We start from the raw sequence: 14,649 nt of genomic DNA on the forward strand, positions 1-14,649 counted from the left end.
GTTCGACATATTCTCTGGTTGGTGCCGGCGGAATGGTTGTAGCGAGTGTTGGGCGCGAGGACAGTGTGCTGGAGTGGCGCAATTGGTAGCGCAACGGTCTTGTAAACCGTAGGTTGTGGGTTCAAGTCCCATCTCCAGCTCAGTAACCCGCACACATTGTGGTGTGCGGGTTGTATTCATTGTGCTGGGTGGTGGCCCTGATGTGTGGTCAGGGTTGGTGCTCCGCGTTCTCTCCGTTCCGGCTCACACTTAGGGGAGTGGAGAGAGGATCGGGATCAACGAGAAGAGGTCCTTGGGATCGTCGGGGTCAGCAACGAGGTCCAGATGTGCCTCGAGATCGGTGCCGGTGACGGAGTCGCGGAGGTAGCGTAGTGCCGAAAAATCGTTGATGGCGAATCCTACGGAATCAAAGAGAGTGATCTGGTGATCGGAGGTACGCCCCTTGCGTTGTCCAGCGATGACTTCCCACACCTCGATGATGGGGAAGGTGGCTGGCATTTGTTGGATTTCGCCTTCGATGCGGGTCTGTTCGGGGAACTCGACGAACACGTCGGCTCTCTCAAGAATCGTGGCCTCTAATTCTGTTTTACCGGGGCAGTCTCCACCCACTGCGTTGAGGTGTACTCCGTCGGTGACGTGGTCATTGGTGAGAATGGTGTTTTGAGCTTTGTCGGCGGTACAGGTCGTGATGACGTCTGCGTTCTCGACAGCGTCGCTTACTGATCTGGCTTTGTGGATGTGGAAGCCCAGTGGTTCGATATTGCGTACGAATTTATCCACGGCGGCTGAGTCGATATCGTAGATGCGAATCTCGTCGATTCCGAGTGCTGCGCGCATACCCAGTGCTTGGAATTCAGATTGGCTGCCGGCGCCGATCATTGCCATCACGGAAGAATCTTTACGGGCGAGGTGGCGTGCCACCATGCCGGAGGTGGCTGCTGTGCGTAGTGCGGTGAGCAGGGTCATCTCTGCTAAGAAGGTGGGGTAGCCGTTATTGACATCTGACAGCATGCCAAAGGCTGCGACCGTTTGGAATCCACGGGCGGGGTTGAACGGGTGCCCGTTGACGTACTTGAAGGCGTATTCGTCTCCATCGGAGGTGGGCATGAGTTCAATGACGCCGAGGGGGGTGTGGCTAGCTACTCGGGGGATTTTGTCGAAGCGACGCCACCGCTTGTAGTCGTGCTCCAGGTAGTCCATCATGCCAGTGATGATGTGTTCGACGCCTTCGCGTTGAATCCATTCTGTCATTGCTTTCACATCGATGAAACCGGTCATAAAAACAGTGCTCCTTCACATTGATTAGGTGGGGTGAATAGGGTTTTTGTGTCCTAACCGGGTGGTTGTTCCGTGGTGATGCCTTGCTGTCGGTCGTGCGTGTTGTTGTGTTGTTCTGCTGTGCGTTGTGCTTGACGGGCGTCAAGAGCTGCCATGATTCGGCTGCGGTTGATCTTCCAGCCCACTGCCAGGGCGGGGAAAAACAACAGGGATACGATGAGAGTCCATGTTCCCACGGGGTAGTCGCATGCCATCAATAGGATTACACAGGCGAGGAAACCGAGGATGAGGTAGTTGCTGTACGGGGCCAGGTGTGCTTGATATGCGGGACGGTGATAGACACCTTTGGTGGCTAGTGACACGAACTTCATGTGAGACAAGGTGATCGTGGCCCAGCTTGCCATTGTGCCCAGGGCGGCGAGGCTGAGGACAATTTCAAAGGTCTGCTCGGGGACGACGTAGTTGAGGCCTACACCGGCTAATGCTACGACCGTTGTGAGCAGAATTCCTCCATAGGGGACGCCGGAGCGAGTGAGTTTGGCTGCAAAACGTGGAGCGGAGCCCTCCAATGCTAGGGAGTGCATGATCCGGCCCGTGGAGTAGAGGCCCGCGTTGAGCGACGATAGTGCTGCTGTAATGACGATGAGTTGCATAATCGGTGCTGCGGCATCGACGCCGATGGAGGCGAAGAAAGTGACGAAGGGGGATTCTCCTGCGGAGTAGGTGGTGTAGGGAAGTAAGAGGCATAGCAGGAGTACTGAGCCGCAGTAGAACACCGCGATACGCAGTATGACGAGGTTGATGGCCTTGGGGATTTCTTTTCGGGCATCCTGAGCTTCACCGGAGGTTGTTCCAACGAGTTCGATGCCGGCGTAGGCAAAGACGACGCCTTGTACCACGACGAGTGCGGGTAGGAGGCCATTGGGTAGTATGCCGCCGCCTTCGGATAGGAGGTGAATGCCGGTTGGTTGCCCGTTGGGGCTGCCAAAGATGACAAACACGATACCGATGATGAGAAAGAGGATCAGGGCGCCAACTTTGATCGTGGAGAACCAGAATTCCAACTCGCCGAAGACTTTGACGGATACAAGGTTGAGCCCTGCAACACTGAGGACAACAGCGAGGGCGAGAAGCCATTGTGGCAGGCTGGCTACAAATTTACTGTAGTGGCCAAACCACCTGATGTAGATAGCGATGGCGGTGCCATCGGCGACGGCTGTCATGGCCCAGTTGAACCAATACATCCATCCTGCTGTGTAGGCAGCTTTCTCGCCGAAGAATTCGCGGGCGTAGGAGACAAATGAGCCGGAGGTCGGGCGGTAGACGATGAGTTCACCGAGCGACCGCAGGATGAGGTATCCAAAAAAACCGCAGATGAGGTACAACAGGGCTAGGGCGGGGCCGGCTTGTTCCAGGCGAGCTCCTGTTCCGAGGAAGAGACCGGTGCCGATGGCTGAGCCTACGGCGATCATCTGGAGTTGGCGGCGGCTCAAGGACTGTTGCAGGCCGGTGTTTTCGTCGGGATGAATGCGTCCACGAGGGTGATGATGTATGTCCCGGTGGGGTGGATCATCACCTGCGGAGGTGTTCTCGTGTCCTGATGATGTCATAGGGTGCCTTCCCTTAAGCTGCATTCGTGGTGGTTGCAGTGATGGGGTATCTGTGCAATGGGTGTTGGGTCATAGAAGGCAACATATATGAGGAGTGACATACCGGGAGCCGGGTAGGGAAAATTAAAAGATAGTGTTCCCCTTTGTTCGTTCTTATGTAGAGGGATGGCACGGTAGACCACCGGTGAGCTGCGAGGATGTTGATGAAGTGGTTAATATAGGGAGAGGTTGATTGTTGCTCAACGTGCTGTTTTTCTCCCTGTTAACGTCCCTCACGTGGGGGTGGGGAGATAGTGGTTCGTGGGTCCCTCGCGCGGTGTTCGGTGTGGCCTGTGCCTGGGTTATGGCGAATTTCGCGGCCCGCTGTGAAAGGTAGTCTCCAGGGAGATAAGTTGCTGGCGAGGGACAGCGGCGAAGTGGACGTGGCGAGTATCGTCAGGGGCGATCTGCACGGCGACTGGAGTAATTAACCTTCCGGCCGGTTTTGCATGCGCTCTTGGTTCGGCAGGAGCGGAAGATGCAATGAACATGGATAAGAATGCCTGCAAATAGTCGTACTTATTTCGGTGTGAGGAGTTCGTGGGTCCTGGGGGTGTTTAACCTGGGGTCACTTTATACTAGGTTGGTTGTTTCCTACTTGATCTATGTTCCTATTTCTATGCGATGGTTGTATCGCCTTTAGTGGCTGTAGATCTGGTGATTTTCTAGATTGAAAGTGGGAGTTGCCACATTAGGGTGTAGAAATAGTTATTCTTATCCTTCTTTTAGGGTGAATTGCTATTTCGTGTGGAGAAGTGAATTAGTGAGGTAAAAGTGGATAAATTTAAGGAACCTCAACGTGTTTTTAGAGGGCTTTCTGCTGTACTGCTTGGTGTGATTGTATATTGCTCCCTTCTTGCTCCTCTCGTCAGAGAAGGAAATTATTGGGAAATTGCTAAAGAAAGCTTGAGTACTATCGGTCTAGGGTTTGGCGTTGCCATTGTGGTGGTCGGCGTGGTCTGGCAAACAATTATATATTTTATAAATAAGAAGGATTAGTTTTTGACCACGAGTGATGTACTAGTTGATGCTGCCGTTTGACATCATTGTCAATACTTGTGAGAAGTACGCTAATCCTAGAATGTTGCCTATCATGGTGGCATCCGAGTCTGGTCACGTCTGTTGAGAAGTAATGACCACATTATTAATTTTTATGCGGTCGGGAGTCTTGCACGTAGAAGATAATTTTGACCTAGTAAGTGGACACAGCTGGCAACAACGATTTTGTCCCCACTCGGCAGTTGAGGGTCGGGCTGTGTTTATTGAATTTCGCGGCCCGCTGTGATCCATGTTCCTGCGCCAAGGCCGCCGATGGCGACGCAGATGATGAGGATTTCGTTGGATAGTCCTCGGCCGACGGTGTCTCCGACGAGCGTGTGATCGCCGACGAACCAGTGGATGGTGCTCACTATGGCCATGGTGGGGATGGTGAGCCATGCGGTGGTGCGTGTGGAGAACCACCACCGTGCACCACAGACGAGTCCGATGCCAGCGGTCCCGAAGGATACTGCCTGGACGGTGTGGATTGATGCGACGCCGACTGCGATTATCCCCATGACCGCCACGCCAGCCCAGGTCGCGATAATGACGCCGACGATGGCGATTCGTGTGAGCATGACACTGCGGGCGATGGTGGCTGCTTCGTAGTGGGGGTTCCACCTGCTTCCTAACAGGACCAGGACGGAGGCGGTCATCACTAGTGGCAGGAGGTTGTAGACGAAGACCGGTTGGCGGAGCTCTGGGCCGACGAGTTGGGGGATAGATAGTGTGTCGAGGAATTGCACAATGATGCCAAGGATGAGAAAACCGACGAACTCGGGCCAGCCGCGGAGATGAAAATAGGGATTGATCATCACGGGCATCCTCCTATGGCCTGGTGAATGATCGGGGCGAGTATGCGGGCTTGTTCGTCGGGACTTTGTGTGGACAGGGTGTCTTTCACCCAGTGGAGCGTCTGCCTGTCGTGGCTGGAATCCTGAATGAAAATTGACACGGGGTCATCGGGAGTGCGGAATGAATAGATTGACCAGTAGTGAAGGATTTTTGTAGCCTTCGAGTATTCCGGGCATACGTTTCCTGTGCGTGAGCTCTCTGCATGATCGGCGATGAGCTTGAATGTCGCTGAAAATATTCCTGCCGGGCTGTGCTCTACGGTTGACATTTGATGGTCATGGCCGGATCCGGGCTGCCCGTACACGCCCGTGGGGACGGGCAGCCCGGCTGTGTGCAGGATGGTAATGAAGTCGTTCCAGTGCTTGCTTGTGCCTTCGACGGTGTGTTTATCTTCTGGCCAGCTGCAGAAGCTTGCGCCTTTGATTGATGCAGTGCAGACGGCTTGTGCGGTGGATGTGGTGCGTGGCTCCATACCGATATTTGTTCCCGATGCGCCCAGGCCTACTGCTGCCATAGTGGTGCTAAGGGCGGCAACTCCAGACGATAGGGCCCATCGCCGGTTGATGGGTGCTGCTAGGGCAAGAAGGGTCACAGTAATAAGTACTAGGACGCTGACGATCTGGAGAGAGATAATCCACAGGACTTGTTGGCGGGTGACTACCTCTAACGGGCTTCCGGGGAGGAATATCAGGCGGGGGAGCCAGCCGTTTTCTCGTGCTTTCATTGAGGAGATGACGCATAGGATTGATGCCAGCAGTGCTGTGACAGCTGCCAGGCTTGGCCGGTGGATGGCGTAGCCTGTTGCGGTCCCCGCGACGGCGCACATGATTAACCACATCAGTGAGCTGAGGATCGTGAGCCACCAGGGGTGTCCGCCGGTATCGACGGAGAGGACAGCCAGGGAAGTCACTGCTGCAATGCTGAGGAAGGTCACCAGAGCGCACAGGACGGCTGGGCCGGTGATGACGGTTAGTGCCCGCAGGGCGGAGGTTGCTGTCGCGCGTTGGTAGGAGAGAGTGCGGTGGCCGGCGTCCCAGGCAGCAATGGTTGCGAGTATTACGCCAGTGATTGATGTCATCGTGGCGACTAGTGATGTTGCTTGTGGCCATGTTCCAGCCAGGCTAGTTGCGTGATTGGCTGCGACCATCATGATCGTTCCGAATAGCGGCACTGGGAGGTAGCGCAGGAGTCTCAACGGTGATCACCGTGCCCAGTAGTAGCGCGGAACGCGGCATCAACACTTCCGTGCTGAGAGATGAGAATATCGACTGGGCTATCGGCCACGATGGCTCCGCTGTCGAGGACGAGGACCCGTTGGGCGTCGGTGACATCGGCGGCAACATGGGTGGACATGAGGATTGAGGTTCCATTATTAGCGAGGCGACGCAGTATGGCGGTGACGTCAGCTCGGTGGTTGGGGTCGAGCCCTGCGGTGGGTTCGTCGAGAAGAACAATGGATGGGTTGTGGACAATGCCTGCGGCGATCATGGCTTGACGCTGCATCCCTCCGGATAGCGTTCGTATCCTGCTGGTTGCTTTGTCTTCTAATTTCACACGGGCGATGGCTTCCTTGGCTGCCCGACGTGCGTCACGATGGGAGAGGCCGCGGAGCCAGCCAACGTCGGTGACGAAGTCGGTCACTCGTTGGGCGGGGTCGGCGGGGTTATGTTGTGGTACCCAACCGAGGTGTTGTCGCCATGGGTGAATGCCTAATCGTGAGGTGTGGGTGGGGCTTCCGTGGATGAATACTGTGCCTTTGGGTGGGCGCTCTTCGCCGGCGAGGAGTCTCATGAGTGTGCTTTTACCTGCACCGTTGGCCCCCAAGATAACGGAAAACCCGCCGTCCACGGTGAAGGAAACATCGTGGAGAACGGGGTGACCAGCCCGGTAGCCAAAGTGCAGTTGTCGCGTGAGGAGGGCAGGTGTCATGGGACGGTTCAGTTCCTTTGTGGGGGACGGTAATAACACCAGTAACCTATACTAAGTAGGGCTAACATCCTTGGGTGTGCCCTCTTTTGGGGGCCGGACATGACGGTGGTCAGATACTGAGTGGAGTACCCGACGGGGAATGATGTGGCGTCGGGGTACGTGACGTTGATGGCATCATGTGTTCACCATCGGGGTAATGGTTCTGTTTAAAGGTCCGTTGTGTCTGGTGGGGAAATTGCCTTGCAGGGAAGCGTGGTTGATATGACGTGTGGTCGACACGGCCTCGTTATCTAGCGTGCGTTCGTGCCTTGGGTTTCGAGGTTGCTACCGGAGGTGGTGTTTGGGGGGATGGGGGTGTGTTCGTTTTTGTATCGGGTGTGGCTATGTCAATTTTCTGGCATGATCTGAGTCATGCCTAATAAAACTTGTTCGCCGATGATAGAGGCGCATGACCTTACTCAGACTTTCCCTGGTCGTGGCGGTAGCAAAGAACCCGTGAAAGCGGTTGATGGTGTGAGTTTACATGTCGAACCGGGTGAAATTATCGGATTCTTGGGTCCTAATGGTGCGGGCAAGACCACAACACTGCGAATGTTGACCACACTGTTGAAACCAACAAGTGGCACTGCTCGGGTTGCGGGGTATGATGTCGCAACCCAGTCGGTGGAGGTACGTCGCAACATTGGGTATGTCAGCCAGGCTGGGTCTGCGGGGTCCACTGCCCGTGCGGGTGAGGAAGTGATGGATCATGGCATGCTCTACGGTTTGCGAAAAAAAGATGCTGAACATCGTGCGCGGGCACTATTCGATCAATTTAATTTGGATGGTTTGTGGGATCGTCAGCCGAAGAATATGTCGGGTGGTCAGCGTCGCCGCCTTGATATTGCGATGGGGCTGATTCATAACCCCAGGCTTGTTTTTCTTGATGAACCAACCACGGGTTTGGACCCCCAAGCGCGAAGTAACTTGTGGGAGCATATTCGTAAGCTTCGTGATGACCACGGCTCGACTATTTTCTTGACTACTCATTACCTCGACGAGGCGGATGCTCTGGCGGATAGGATCATCATTACTGATCACGGGAAAATAATTGCGTCTGATACGGCTGAAAATTTGAAAACGTCGGTTTCTGGGGATCATATTTCTTTGCAACTTGACGACAGTGCGCGTCAGGTGGAGGCGCAAGAAATTTTTTCTCGTGTGTTGTCGCATGGCGCTACCGGCCCTGTGGAGGCGTGCGATGGCGTTGTCGATGCCTATGTTCGCGGGGCGGGCCGTGTCTTGCCTGAGCTTATTCGAGCATTGGATGAGGGAAAAATTGGGATTGCTGATCTCAGTGTCAAGAGTCCGACGCTGGATGACGTCTTTTTGTCATTGACGGGACGTTCGTTGCGCGACTAGGACTTGTCTCCATCGGTGGGGCCGTGGGACCGCTATGTTCATTGGAATAAATACATAAGAAATGCATGAGGATAGTTGATGAGTATATCTACTTTTTTCCGTGAGAGTTTCATTGTTTATCGCAGGCAGTTGCGTATGAATCTGCGAAATCCTACGTGGATCATTATTGGCTTGTTGCAGCCGGTGATGTATCTGGTGTTTTTTGGCCCGTTGCTGAAGCCGTTAACCGCACAATTCGGGGCGACTAACGCATATACCTTTTTTGTCCCTGGATTGTTGGTACAGCTGACGGTTGTGGGGGCAATGTTCGTCGGCTTTGGTGTTATTGCCGAATGGCGGGATGGTGTTATTGAAGCTGAACGCGTCACACCAGCCAGTAGGACTGCTCTCCTGTGTGGGCGTTTGATGCGTGATGTCACTCAGCTGGGAGTTCAGTCGATTCTCCTTGTCGTCTTGGGGTATGCGATGGGGATGAAAGCTCCTCTTGGGGGAGCCATTCTGGGCGTGATCATCACGTTGTTCGCTGGTGCGGCATCAGCTGCAGCATCGAACGCTGTGGCACTGACCAGTAAGTCTGAAGATGTCATGGCACCGCTGACCAATATGCTCATTATGCCTATCATGTTGTTATCCGGAATTATTCTTCCGATGACGTTGGCGCCGTCGTGGCTTGAACGGCTCTCGGCATTCATGCCTACTCGATATATCGTTGATGCCGTCCGCGCTATGTTTGGGGACAACCCAGATACGTCGACGGTGACATGGGGAATTCTCTGGTCGCTGGTCCTCTTCTTTGCTGGTATTTGGTGGGGAACGCGCACATTCCGTAAAGAAAACTCGTAGCTATCTTATCGCTGGTGGGAATGTCTACGGCGGGGATACGACTGGGAATACTGGCGATACTTCCACGAAAAATACGAGTGGCAGGACTGCGCAGTGGGAAGGTGCTGGGCTGAATTGGTTGCGGGAAGCAGAGGTATCCGGAGGTGTCCGAGTCGTGAGGGTAGTCGAGCACTTGAGTCTATCTGTGTGCGTATTCCACTCCATCAGCTCAGTATGCTGCTGAGCTACGTGTATTATTTTGGGGCCAGCTTTGTGCCGTCGACTCTTCAGGTGGCACACCGGTATGCCTAATGTCGAGTATTGTTTTATATCCGTGTCGGCCCAGGGTGCTGACGTGGGGGTTAGTACTGTGCACTGTCTTTGTGATGTTGTTGTGCTCGGATGAGTCGTGGAACGAATGCTGTGACGATCACCATGACGACCATTCTGGTCACTTGCATGACGGTGACGATGGGGCCTGATTCTTGGTCGTTGGCAATGGCTAGGACGATGTAGAGGCCACCGGGGGTTGTCGCTAAGTATGTGTCAGTGAATGTTCCGAAGTGTAGTGCGGTGAGAATTCCCGCCAAGATCCCACATCCGGCCATGAGCACCACGATGCAGAAGAAGGCGATGGGAAGTCGTCGAGCATTGGTGACAAGGGATTGACGGTCACATGCTCCTCCTGCTTGCCAACCAATAATGAGAAATGCGGCGGTTTCAACAATACCTGGGTTGGCGACCAGGGCGGGTTGCCATTCACCAATGAGGATGGCGACTGCGAGGGGGGCGAGTAGCCGGGGCGCAGGTAGTGTAGTGAAGCTGGCGAGCCAGCCAGGGATGGTGATTACTGCGATGACGACCAGCCAATTGATCGCCGAATGGGGGGAGAGGTCGACGAGTGGCTGTGTTCCTGCGTTCACGTGTTCCCCAATGAGTAGTGGAAGAAGAAAGGGGAGGGAAAAGGACACGATCATCACTCGGAGGTATTGAACCACGGTGACGTAGCGAAAGTCAGCGCCAAGTTCTTCGGAGAGAACTGCCATTGCTGACGCCCCGCCGGCGAGCGTTGACATGACCGCGGTGGATGAGTCGACCGACGATGTTTGTGTGATAATCCATGCACATGCGGCGCAGAGGAGCAAGGTGATGCCGATGGCGAGTGTGGTGGGGAGCGCGTAGGAGGCTAGTTGGTGTAGTGGGGTTGTCACGAGCGGTCCAGCTGCCATGAGGGCAACGATGCCTTGCGATGGTCCGATGGTGAAGCGTGGTGGGCGGATGCGGGTTTGTGCAAGGATGGCGCCGCAGAGTGCTCCGATCATTGATCCCAGCATGATGGGGGAAGGTAGTGCTGCTCGTCGAAAGAGTGTGATGGTGGCGGCGGTAGTGATGAGCGTGAGCGTCCAGCCGAGCCGTGTCCGTCGTGTTGTGGCGTTGGAATGATGGTGTGCCACCTGATGCACCGCCTCCCTGTTTGTATTACGAAGTTTAGTCTGTCTGTTCTGATCGCAGGGTGCATGATTGTGATGTACAGGGAACGTGATGAAAGTGCTCAGCAACTTCACATGCAGCGTGTGAAGACAAAATGCGGGCAATCGTGCACACTGGAGTTATGAGTTCTGCTGATGCCCCTACGCGTGTTCTTGTTGTTGACGATGAAGCAAACATTGTAGAGCTTCTCAAAGTATCGCTGAAGTTTCAGGGGTTCGAGGTTGCGACGGCAAGCGACGGCGGAGAAGCCTTAGATATTGCGCGGTCTTTCCACCCAGATGCCTTTATCCTCGACGTCATGATGCCCCGGATGGACGGCTTCACCCTCCTCAGCAAACTCCGCGCCGACGGACATGATGCACCCGTCCTGTTCTTGACTGCCAAAGATGCCGTGGACGATCGAATTCACGGCTTAACCATCGGCGCTGATGACTACGTCACCAAACCATTTAGTCTTGAAGAAGTCGTCACCCGGCTGAAAGTGATTCTTCGGCGTGTCACTCCGCCCGAGGCTGACGCGGATGAACGCATCACCTATGCCGACTTAACGTTGGACGATAATTCGCACGAAGTGACGAAAGCTGGCGAATACATTGATTTGTCCCCAACAGAATTCAAATTACTTCGCTACCTTATGGTGAATGCAGAAGTCGTACTGAGTAAAGCTAAAATTCTAGACCACGTGTGGAACTACGACTTTGGTGGCGACGGAAACGTTGTTGAATCCTATGTCTCATATTTGCGACGCAAAGTGGACAAAGAGGAACCACATTTGATCCAGACGGTGAGGGGCGTGGGTTACGTTCTCCGTACCCCACGGTAAGGTCCACCATCAGGGTAAGGGGACACTGTTATTTCACGATACTCTCGGTTTCAACTCATGCAGAATCATCTGAAAAAAAGTGCCGAGCCGAACGACGTTGATACCCACCAACCTTCTGATACTCATTCTTCCGATCCAGGCCAGCTCGATGGCATGACTCCGGAGGAACGCCCGGTCACTGCGGCCGACTCGGTATCTCATGGTGACGCACTCGGCCAGAAGACACATGTACCGGCAGCCCGGCCAGGATGGCGAACACCATGCACTCGACATTGTGGTGAGAAGCGTCGACAAGAGTGGGAGCGTAAACAACACACGGGGACGACCAAAGGACGCCTCTCCCGGCTACCTCTCCATACCTCACTCATCATTATCGTGATGGTGATTTCCACGGGGGGAATGTTTTTTACTGGCCTCGCCGTGACCTCAACGTTGAATGAATTCATGCAGTCACGAATCGACGCATCACTCCAATCCACCGCGCATTCACCGTTTATCGAGCAAGGTCGCCTACCAGTTCAAAGTTCCTACAGTGACAACCCGCGACTACCCAGCCAATATTTCGTGCAAGTGACACACCCAGGTGGTTCTGTCGTGTCATACGACTACGGGTTCGAGTCGTACCCGAATTTGGACTCGGTCACCCAAGAGACTGGCCCAATAACGGTAGGGGCTGCGCGAGGTTCGAATTCACTTGCACACTGGCGCGCTATGGCCCTGAGAAGCCACGATGGAGACCTTGTTGTAGTCGCCGTATCTCTGGAAGACAACGAACGAACAATTTCTCGTCTCGTACTTCTCGAAATAGGCTTGGGCATGCTGGTGCTCGCCGTACTCCTTGTCCTGACGTGGTATGTTGTGCGGCGATCGTTACGGCCGCTGACCCACGTGGAGCGAGTTGCTGGAAAAATTGCTGATGGTGACCTCTCTCAACGTTTACCGGAGTGGTCACCAGACACAGAGGTGGGGGCCCTGTCGAGATCACTGAACAAGATGTTGGCGCAGATTGAGCAATCATTCGATGCCGTGGAACGAAGCGAAGCGGAAGCCCAGGAAAACGCGCGCGTTGCTCGCACAGCGGAAACTCAGGCACGTGAAGCAGAGCACACCATGCGTCGTTTCATCGCCGACGCATCCCACGAACTGCGAACTCCACTGACATCGGTGAGCGGATACGCCGAGCTCTACCGCACCGGGCAAACCAAGGATCTCACGCTTGTGTTGGACAATATTTCAGCAGAGGCACAACGAATGAGTGTCCTCGTCCAAGATCTTTTAGACTTGGCGAGAATGGACAATTCGCGCCCATTGGAGCACAAAAGCGTCGATATCCTTAGCCTCGCCATTAGCGTTATTCAGAACATGAAAGTGAATTACCCGGACCGCGTCATCTCTATGAGTAATGATTGTGTGGAACCGCCTATTGTCACGGGAGACAGTGCTCGTCTCCACCAAGTTCTCACTAATTTAACGACGAACGCCCTGAAACATGCTGGCCCTGATGCCTCCGTGAGCATCACGCTTGATGACGCCACTCTCGATGACACCATGACAGGGTCGCCCCCGCACATCCAGAACAAAGAAACACCAGCGAACAATCCGGACGACCGAGAGCCGACGAAAGCGGTACGTATTCGGGTCTCCGACAATGGTGTTGGAATTCCACCGGAAGACAGCGAGCACATCTTCGAACGGTTCTATCGTGCCGACTCGTCGCGATCACGACATCAAGGTGGTGGCTCCGGCCTCGGCCTCTCGATCGTTCAAGGCTTAGTCGAACAGCATGGAGGATATGTCACGGTCCAGAGCATTGTTGACGAAGGAACTACGTTTACCGTACTTCTTCCTCACGAGTAATGAAAGGTCGCGCCAACGCTGCTTTCACCATTGCGATTGCACGCGCGTCCCGTGGCAACAAGTTGTGCAATATTTTCGCGCCTGGAAAATAGTCCTGCATAAGGACGGCATGCACGTGGTCAGTGGGTACCTCGAATGCGGAGGAGGGGCGCACAACATAGTCGGTGCTGCTGGCGATAGAAATAACTTCTATTGACCGATCCACCTGGTCGAGTGCTTGGACTAAGGTCGGCGAGTCGGTGAATTGGTCAGTGGAGGACGCCCCCACCGCCCAATAGGCGATTCGACGCATGGTTGAAAAGAAAAACTCGCTCGGACGCTGCGACGACGCGGCTGCTGGCAAGAGTCTCCACCGCGGAATTCCCGAAAAGTGAGCGCCTAAGCCAATAACGCGCCGAATCGTGACCACGCTTTGAACATCCGGCCGCGAGGCGGCCAAGAGGGAAATAATGCCACCACGAGAGTGTCCGAGAAGAATGAGCTCACGGGCATTAATGCGTCGACTGAGATCAATAATCTGTGCAGCGAGGTCATCGGTACTTCTGTCCACGGGGGCGGTACCTGCGTCACCGTAGTCAACGCAGAACACGCGGCGGTCAGTGATATGAGGAGCAAGGACCTCCCAGTTTCCTTTTGCACCTATCATCCCGTGGACGCAGAGAACAGGAGGCTTGTCATCCTCCCGAAGCAGGCTAAAGTCCTCGACAGGTAGGCGCCCCATGTCGGGAATCCGTGCCATAAAAGGCAGACGGGCAAAGCGGCGACGGGTATCTCGAGCGTTATCGCTCTGACGTGGGTCTGCCGCACCCTCCCACCGGGTTCGCCGGGAGAGCAAAAATGATACCTTGCTCCGCAGAGCTCTCCAGGTCAGCTTTTCGCGCACCCGAGTGGATGCCCCGAGCAACTTCAGTGTCACCGATTACCTTCTCTTCTCGCCTGCCATGTTTCCGGCTCCACGCCCGACGAACACGCGCCTGTGGGACGGATGTCGCGACCATCAATGGACGCACTGCTGTGCTCGTCGTACGCGGTTGGTCACCTACCAGAGGTTATGCCACACCCGTGTCAATGCCAGCTTTCGTGAGTTCGGCGCGGATTTTTGCCGCAGCCGCATCCATAGCATCGGCGTCGGTGTCGTCGGCGCGCATGATGTTCTGCAAACTGTAGCCGGACATATCGAAGGCAGGGAAGACATGCACGTGGGCGTGAGGAACCTCAAACCCGGCAATGAGCATTCCTGCCCGGGGTGCGTCATAAGCCGCCGTGATTGCGCGCCCGATATGCTGGGCGACAGTGGTGACGCGCGTCCACTCGTCGGCGCTCAGGTCGGTCCAGCGGTCAACTTCCTTGACGGGGACGACCAACGTATGCCCGTAGGCGATGGGTTCGATGGTGAGGAATGCGGCCACGGTGTCGTCTCTGTAGACGAATCGGCCGGGAATCTCCCCGTTGATGATTTTTGTGAATACGGTAGCCATATATCCAGCGTAGCCATCGTCGGGACAG

General features: G+C 54.9%; 13 protein-coding genes and 1 tRNA gene. 6 read left to right on the top strand and 8 right to left on the bottom strand.

What is annotated here, in order from left to right; all coding sequences use genetic code 11:
* The first annotated feature begins 67 nt into the window (after window positions 1–67).
* Window positions 68–140 (top strand) — tRNA-Thr (locus tag V5S80_RS08350).
* Window positions 141–249: 109 nt separating this feature from the next.
* Here the strand turns inward: V5S80_RS08350 and V5S80_RS08355 are convergent.
* Together V5S80_RS08355 and V5S80_RS08360 are read right to left on the bottom strand one after the other, a co-directional pair.
* On the bottom strand, window positions 250–1,278 hold the full coding sequence (locus tag V5S80_RS08355) for an ornithine cyclodeaminase (protein WP_395170313.1): 1,029 nt from the start codon (window positions 1,276–1,278) through the stop codon (window positions 250–252).
* 53 nt (window positions 1,279–1,331) lie between these two features.
* Window positions 1,332–2,750: an amino acid permease gene (locus V5S80_RS08360; protein WP_395170359.1), complete on the bottom strand. Its 1,419-nt coding sequence runs from the start codon at window positions 2,748–2,750 to the stop codon at window positions 1,332–1,334.
* A gap of 951 nt (window positions 2,751–3,701) precedes the next feature.
* Between V5S80_RS08360 and V5S80_RS08365 the strand changes: the two genes are divergently transcribed.
* Window positions 3,702–3,926: a hypothetical protein gene (locus tag V5S80_RS08365; RefSeq protein ID WP_395170314.1), complete on the top strand. Its 225-nt coding sequence runs from the start codon at window positions 3,702–3,704 to the stop codon at window positions 3,924–3,926.
* 260 nt (window positions 3,927–4,186) lie between these two features.
* On the opposite strand, the gene V5S80_RS08370 is transcribed toward V5S80_RS08365, so the two are convergent.
* The 3 genes from V5S80_RS08370 to V5S80_RS08380 are packed head-to-tail and all read right to left on the bottom strand — an operon-like array spanning window position 4,187 to window position 6,749.
* Window positions 4,187–4,783 (bottom strand): hypothetical protein, encoded by a 597-nt coding sequence (locus V5S80_RS08370; RefSeq protein WP_395170315.1) that lies wholly within the window; start codon window positions 4,781–4,783, stop codon window positions 4,187–4,189.
* Window positions 4,780–5,970 carry a hypothetical protein gene (locus tag V5S80_RS08375; RefSeq protein ID WP_395170316.1) on the bottom strand — a complete coding sequence of 397 codons (1,191 nt, stop codon included), beginning with the start codon at window positions 5,968–5,970 and terminating at the stop codon, window positions 4,780–4,782. Before V5S80_RS08375 ends, V5S80_RS08370 begins: the two co-directional genes overlap by 4 nt.
* A gap of 41 nt (window positions 5,971–6,011) precedes the next feature.
* Entirely contained in the window at window positions 6,012–6,749 is a 738-nt protein-coding gene (locus V5S80_RS08380; RefSeq protein ID WP_395170317.1) for an ABC transporter ATP-binding protein, read from the bottom strand.
* 435 nt (window positions 6,750–7,184) lie between these two features.
* Between V5S80_RS08380 and V5S80_RS08385 the strand changes: the two genes are divergently transcribed.
* Window positions 7,185–8,150 carry an ATP-binding cassette domain-containing protein gene (locus V5S80_RS08385; RefSeq protein WP_395170360.1) on the top strand — a complete coding sequence of 322 codons (966 nt, stop codon included), beginning with the start codon at window positions 7,185–7,187 and terminating at the stop codon, window positions 8,148–8,150.
* 78 nt (window positions 8,151–8,228) lie between these two features.
* Window positions 8,229–8,993, top strand: coding sequence for an ABC transporter permease (locus V5S80_RS08390; protein ID WP_395170318.1), 765 nt, complete (start codon window positions 8,229–8,231; stop codon window positions 8,991–8,993).
* Between the two features lie 341 nt (window positions 8,994–9,334).
* Here V5S80_RS08390 and V5S80_RS08395 read toward each other — a convergent pair whose 3' ends face one another.
* The gene (locus V5S80_RS08395) at window positions 9,335–10,426 is read right to left on the bottom strand and encodes an AbrB family transcriptional regulator (protein ID WP_395170319.1); all 1,092 of its coding nucleotides are present in this window, start codon (window positions 10,424–10,426) and stop codon (window positions 9,335–9,337) included.
* A 158-nt stretch (window positions 10,427–10,584) separates the two neighbouring features.
* Here V5S80_RS08395 and V5S80_RS08400 point away from each other — a divergent pair, with 158 nt between their 5' ends.
* Entirely contained in the window at window positions 10,585–11,286 is a 702-nt protein-coding gene (locus V5S80_RS08400) for a response regulator transcription factor (RefSeq protein WP_395170320.1), read from the top strand.
* Window positions 11,287–11,343: 57 nt separating this feature from the next.
* Window positions 11,344–13,143, top strand: a complete 1,800-nt coding sequence (locus tag V5S80_RS08405) for a sensor histidine kinase (protein WP_395170321.1) — start codon at window positions 11,344–11,346, stop codon at window positions 13,141–13,143.
* Here V5S80_RS08405 and V5S80_RS08410 read toward each other — a convergent pair.
* Window positions 13,118–14,059 (bottom strand): esterase/lipase family protein, encoded by a 942-nt coding sequence (locus V5S80_RS08410; RefSeq protein WP_395170322.1) that lies wholly within the window; start codon window positions 14,057–14,059, stop codon window positions 13,118–13,120. The genes V5S80_RS08405 and V5S80_RS08410 overlap by 26 nt on opposite strands.
* A gap of 133 nt (window positions 14,060–14,192) precedes the next feature.
* The gene (locus V5S80_RS08415) at window positions 14,193–14,621 is read right to left on the bottom strand and encodes an HIT family protein (RefSeq protein WP_395170323.1); all 429 of its coding nucleotides are present in this window, start codon (window positions 14,619–14,621) and stop codon (window positions 14,193–14,195) included.
* Window positions 14,622–14,649: the final 28 nt, after the last annotated feature.

The sequence above is a fragment of the Corynebacterium sp. PCR 32 genome (genome assembly GCF_037464985.1).
Lineage (GTDB): Bacteria > Actinomycetota > Actinomycetes > Mycobacteriales > Mycobacteriaceae > Corynebacterium > Corynebacterium kroppenstedtii_D.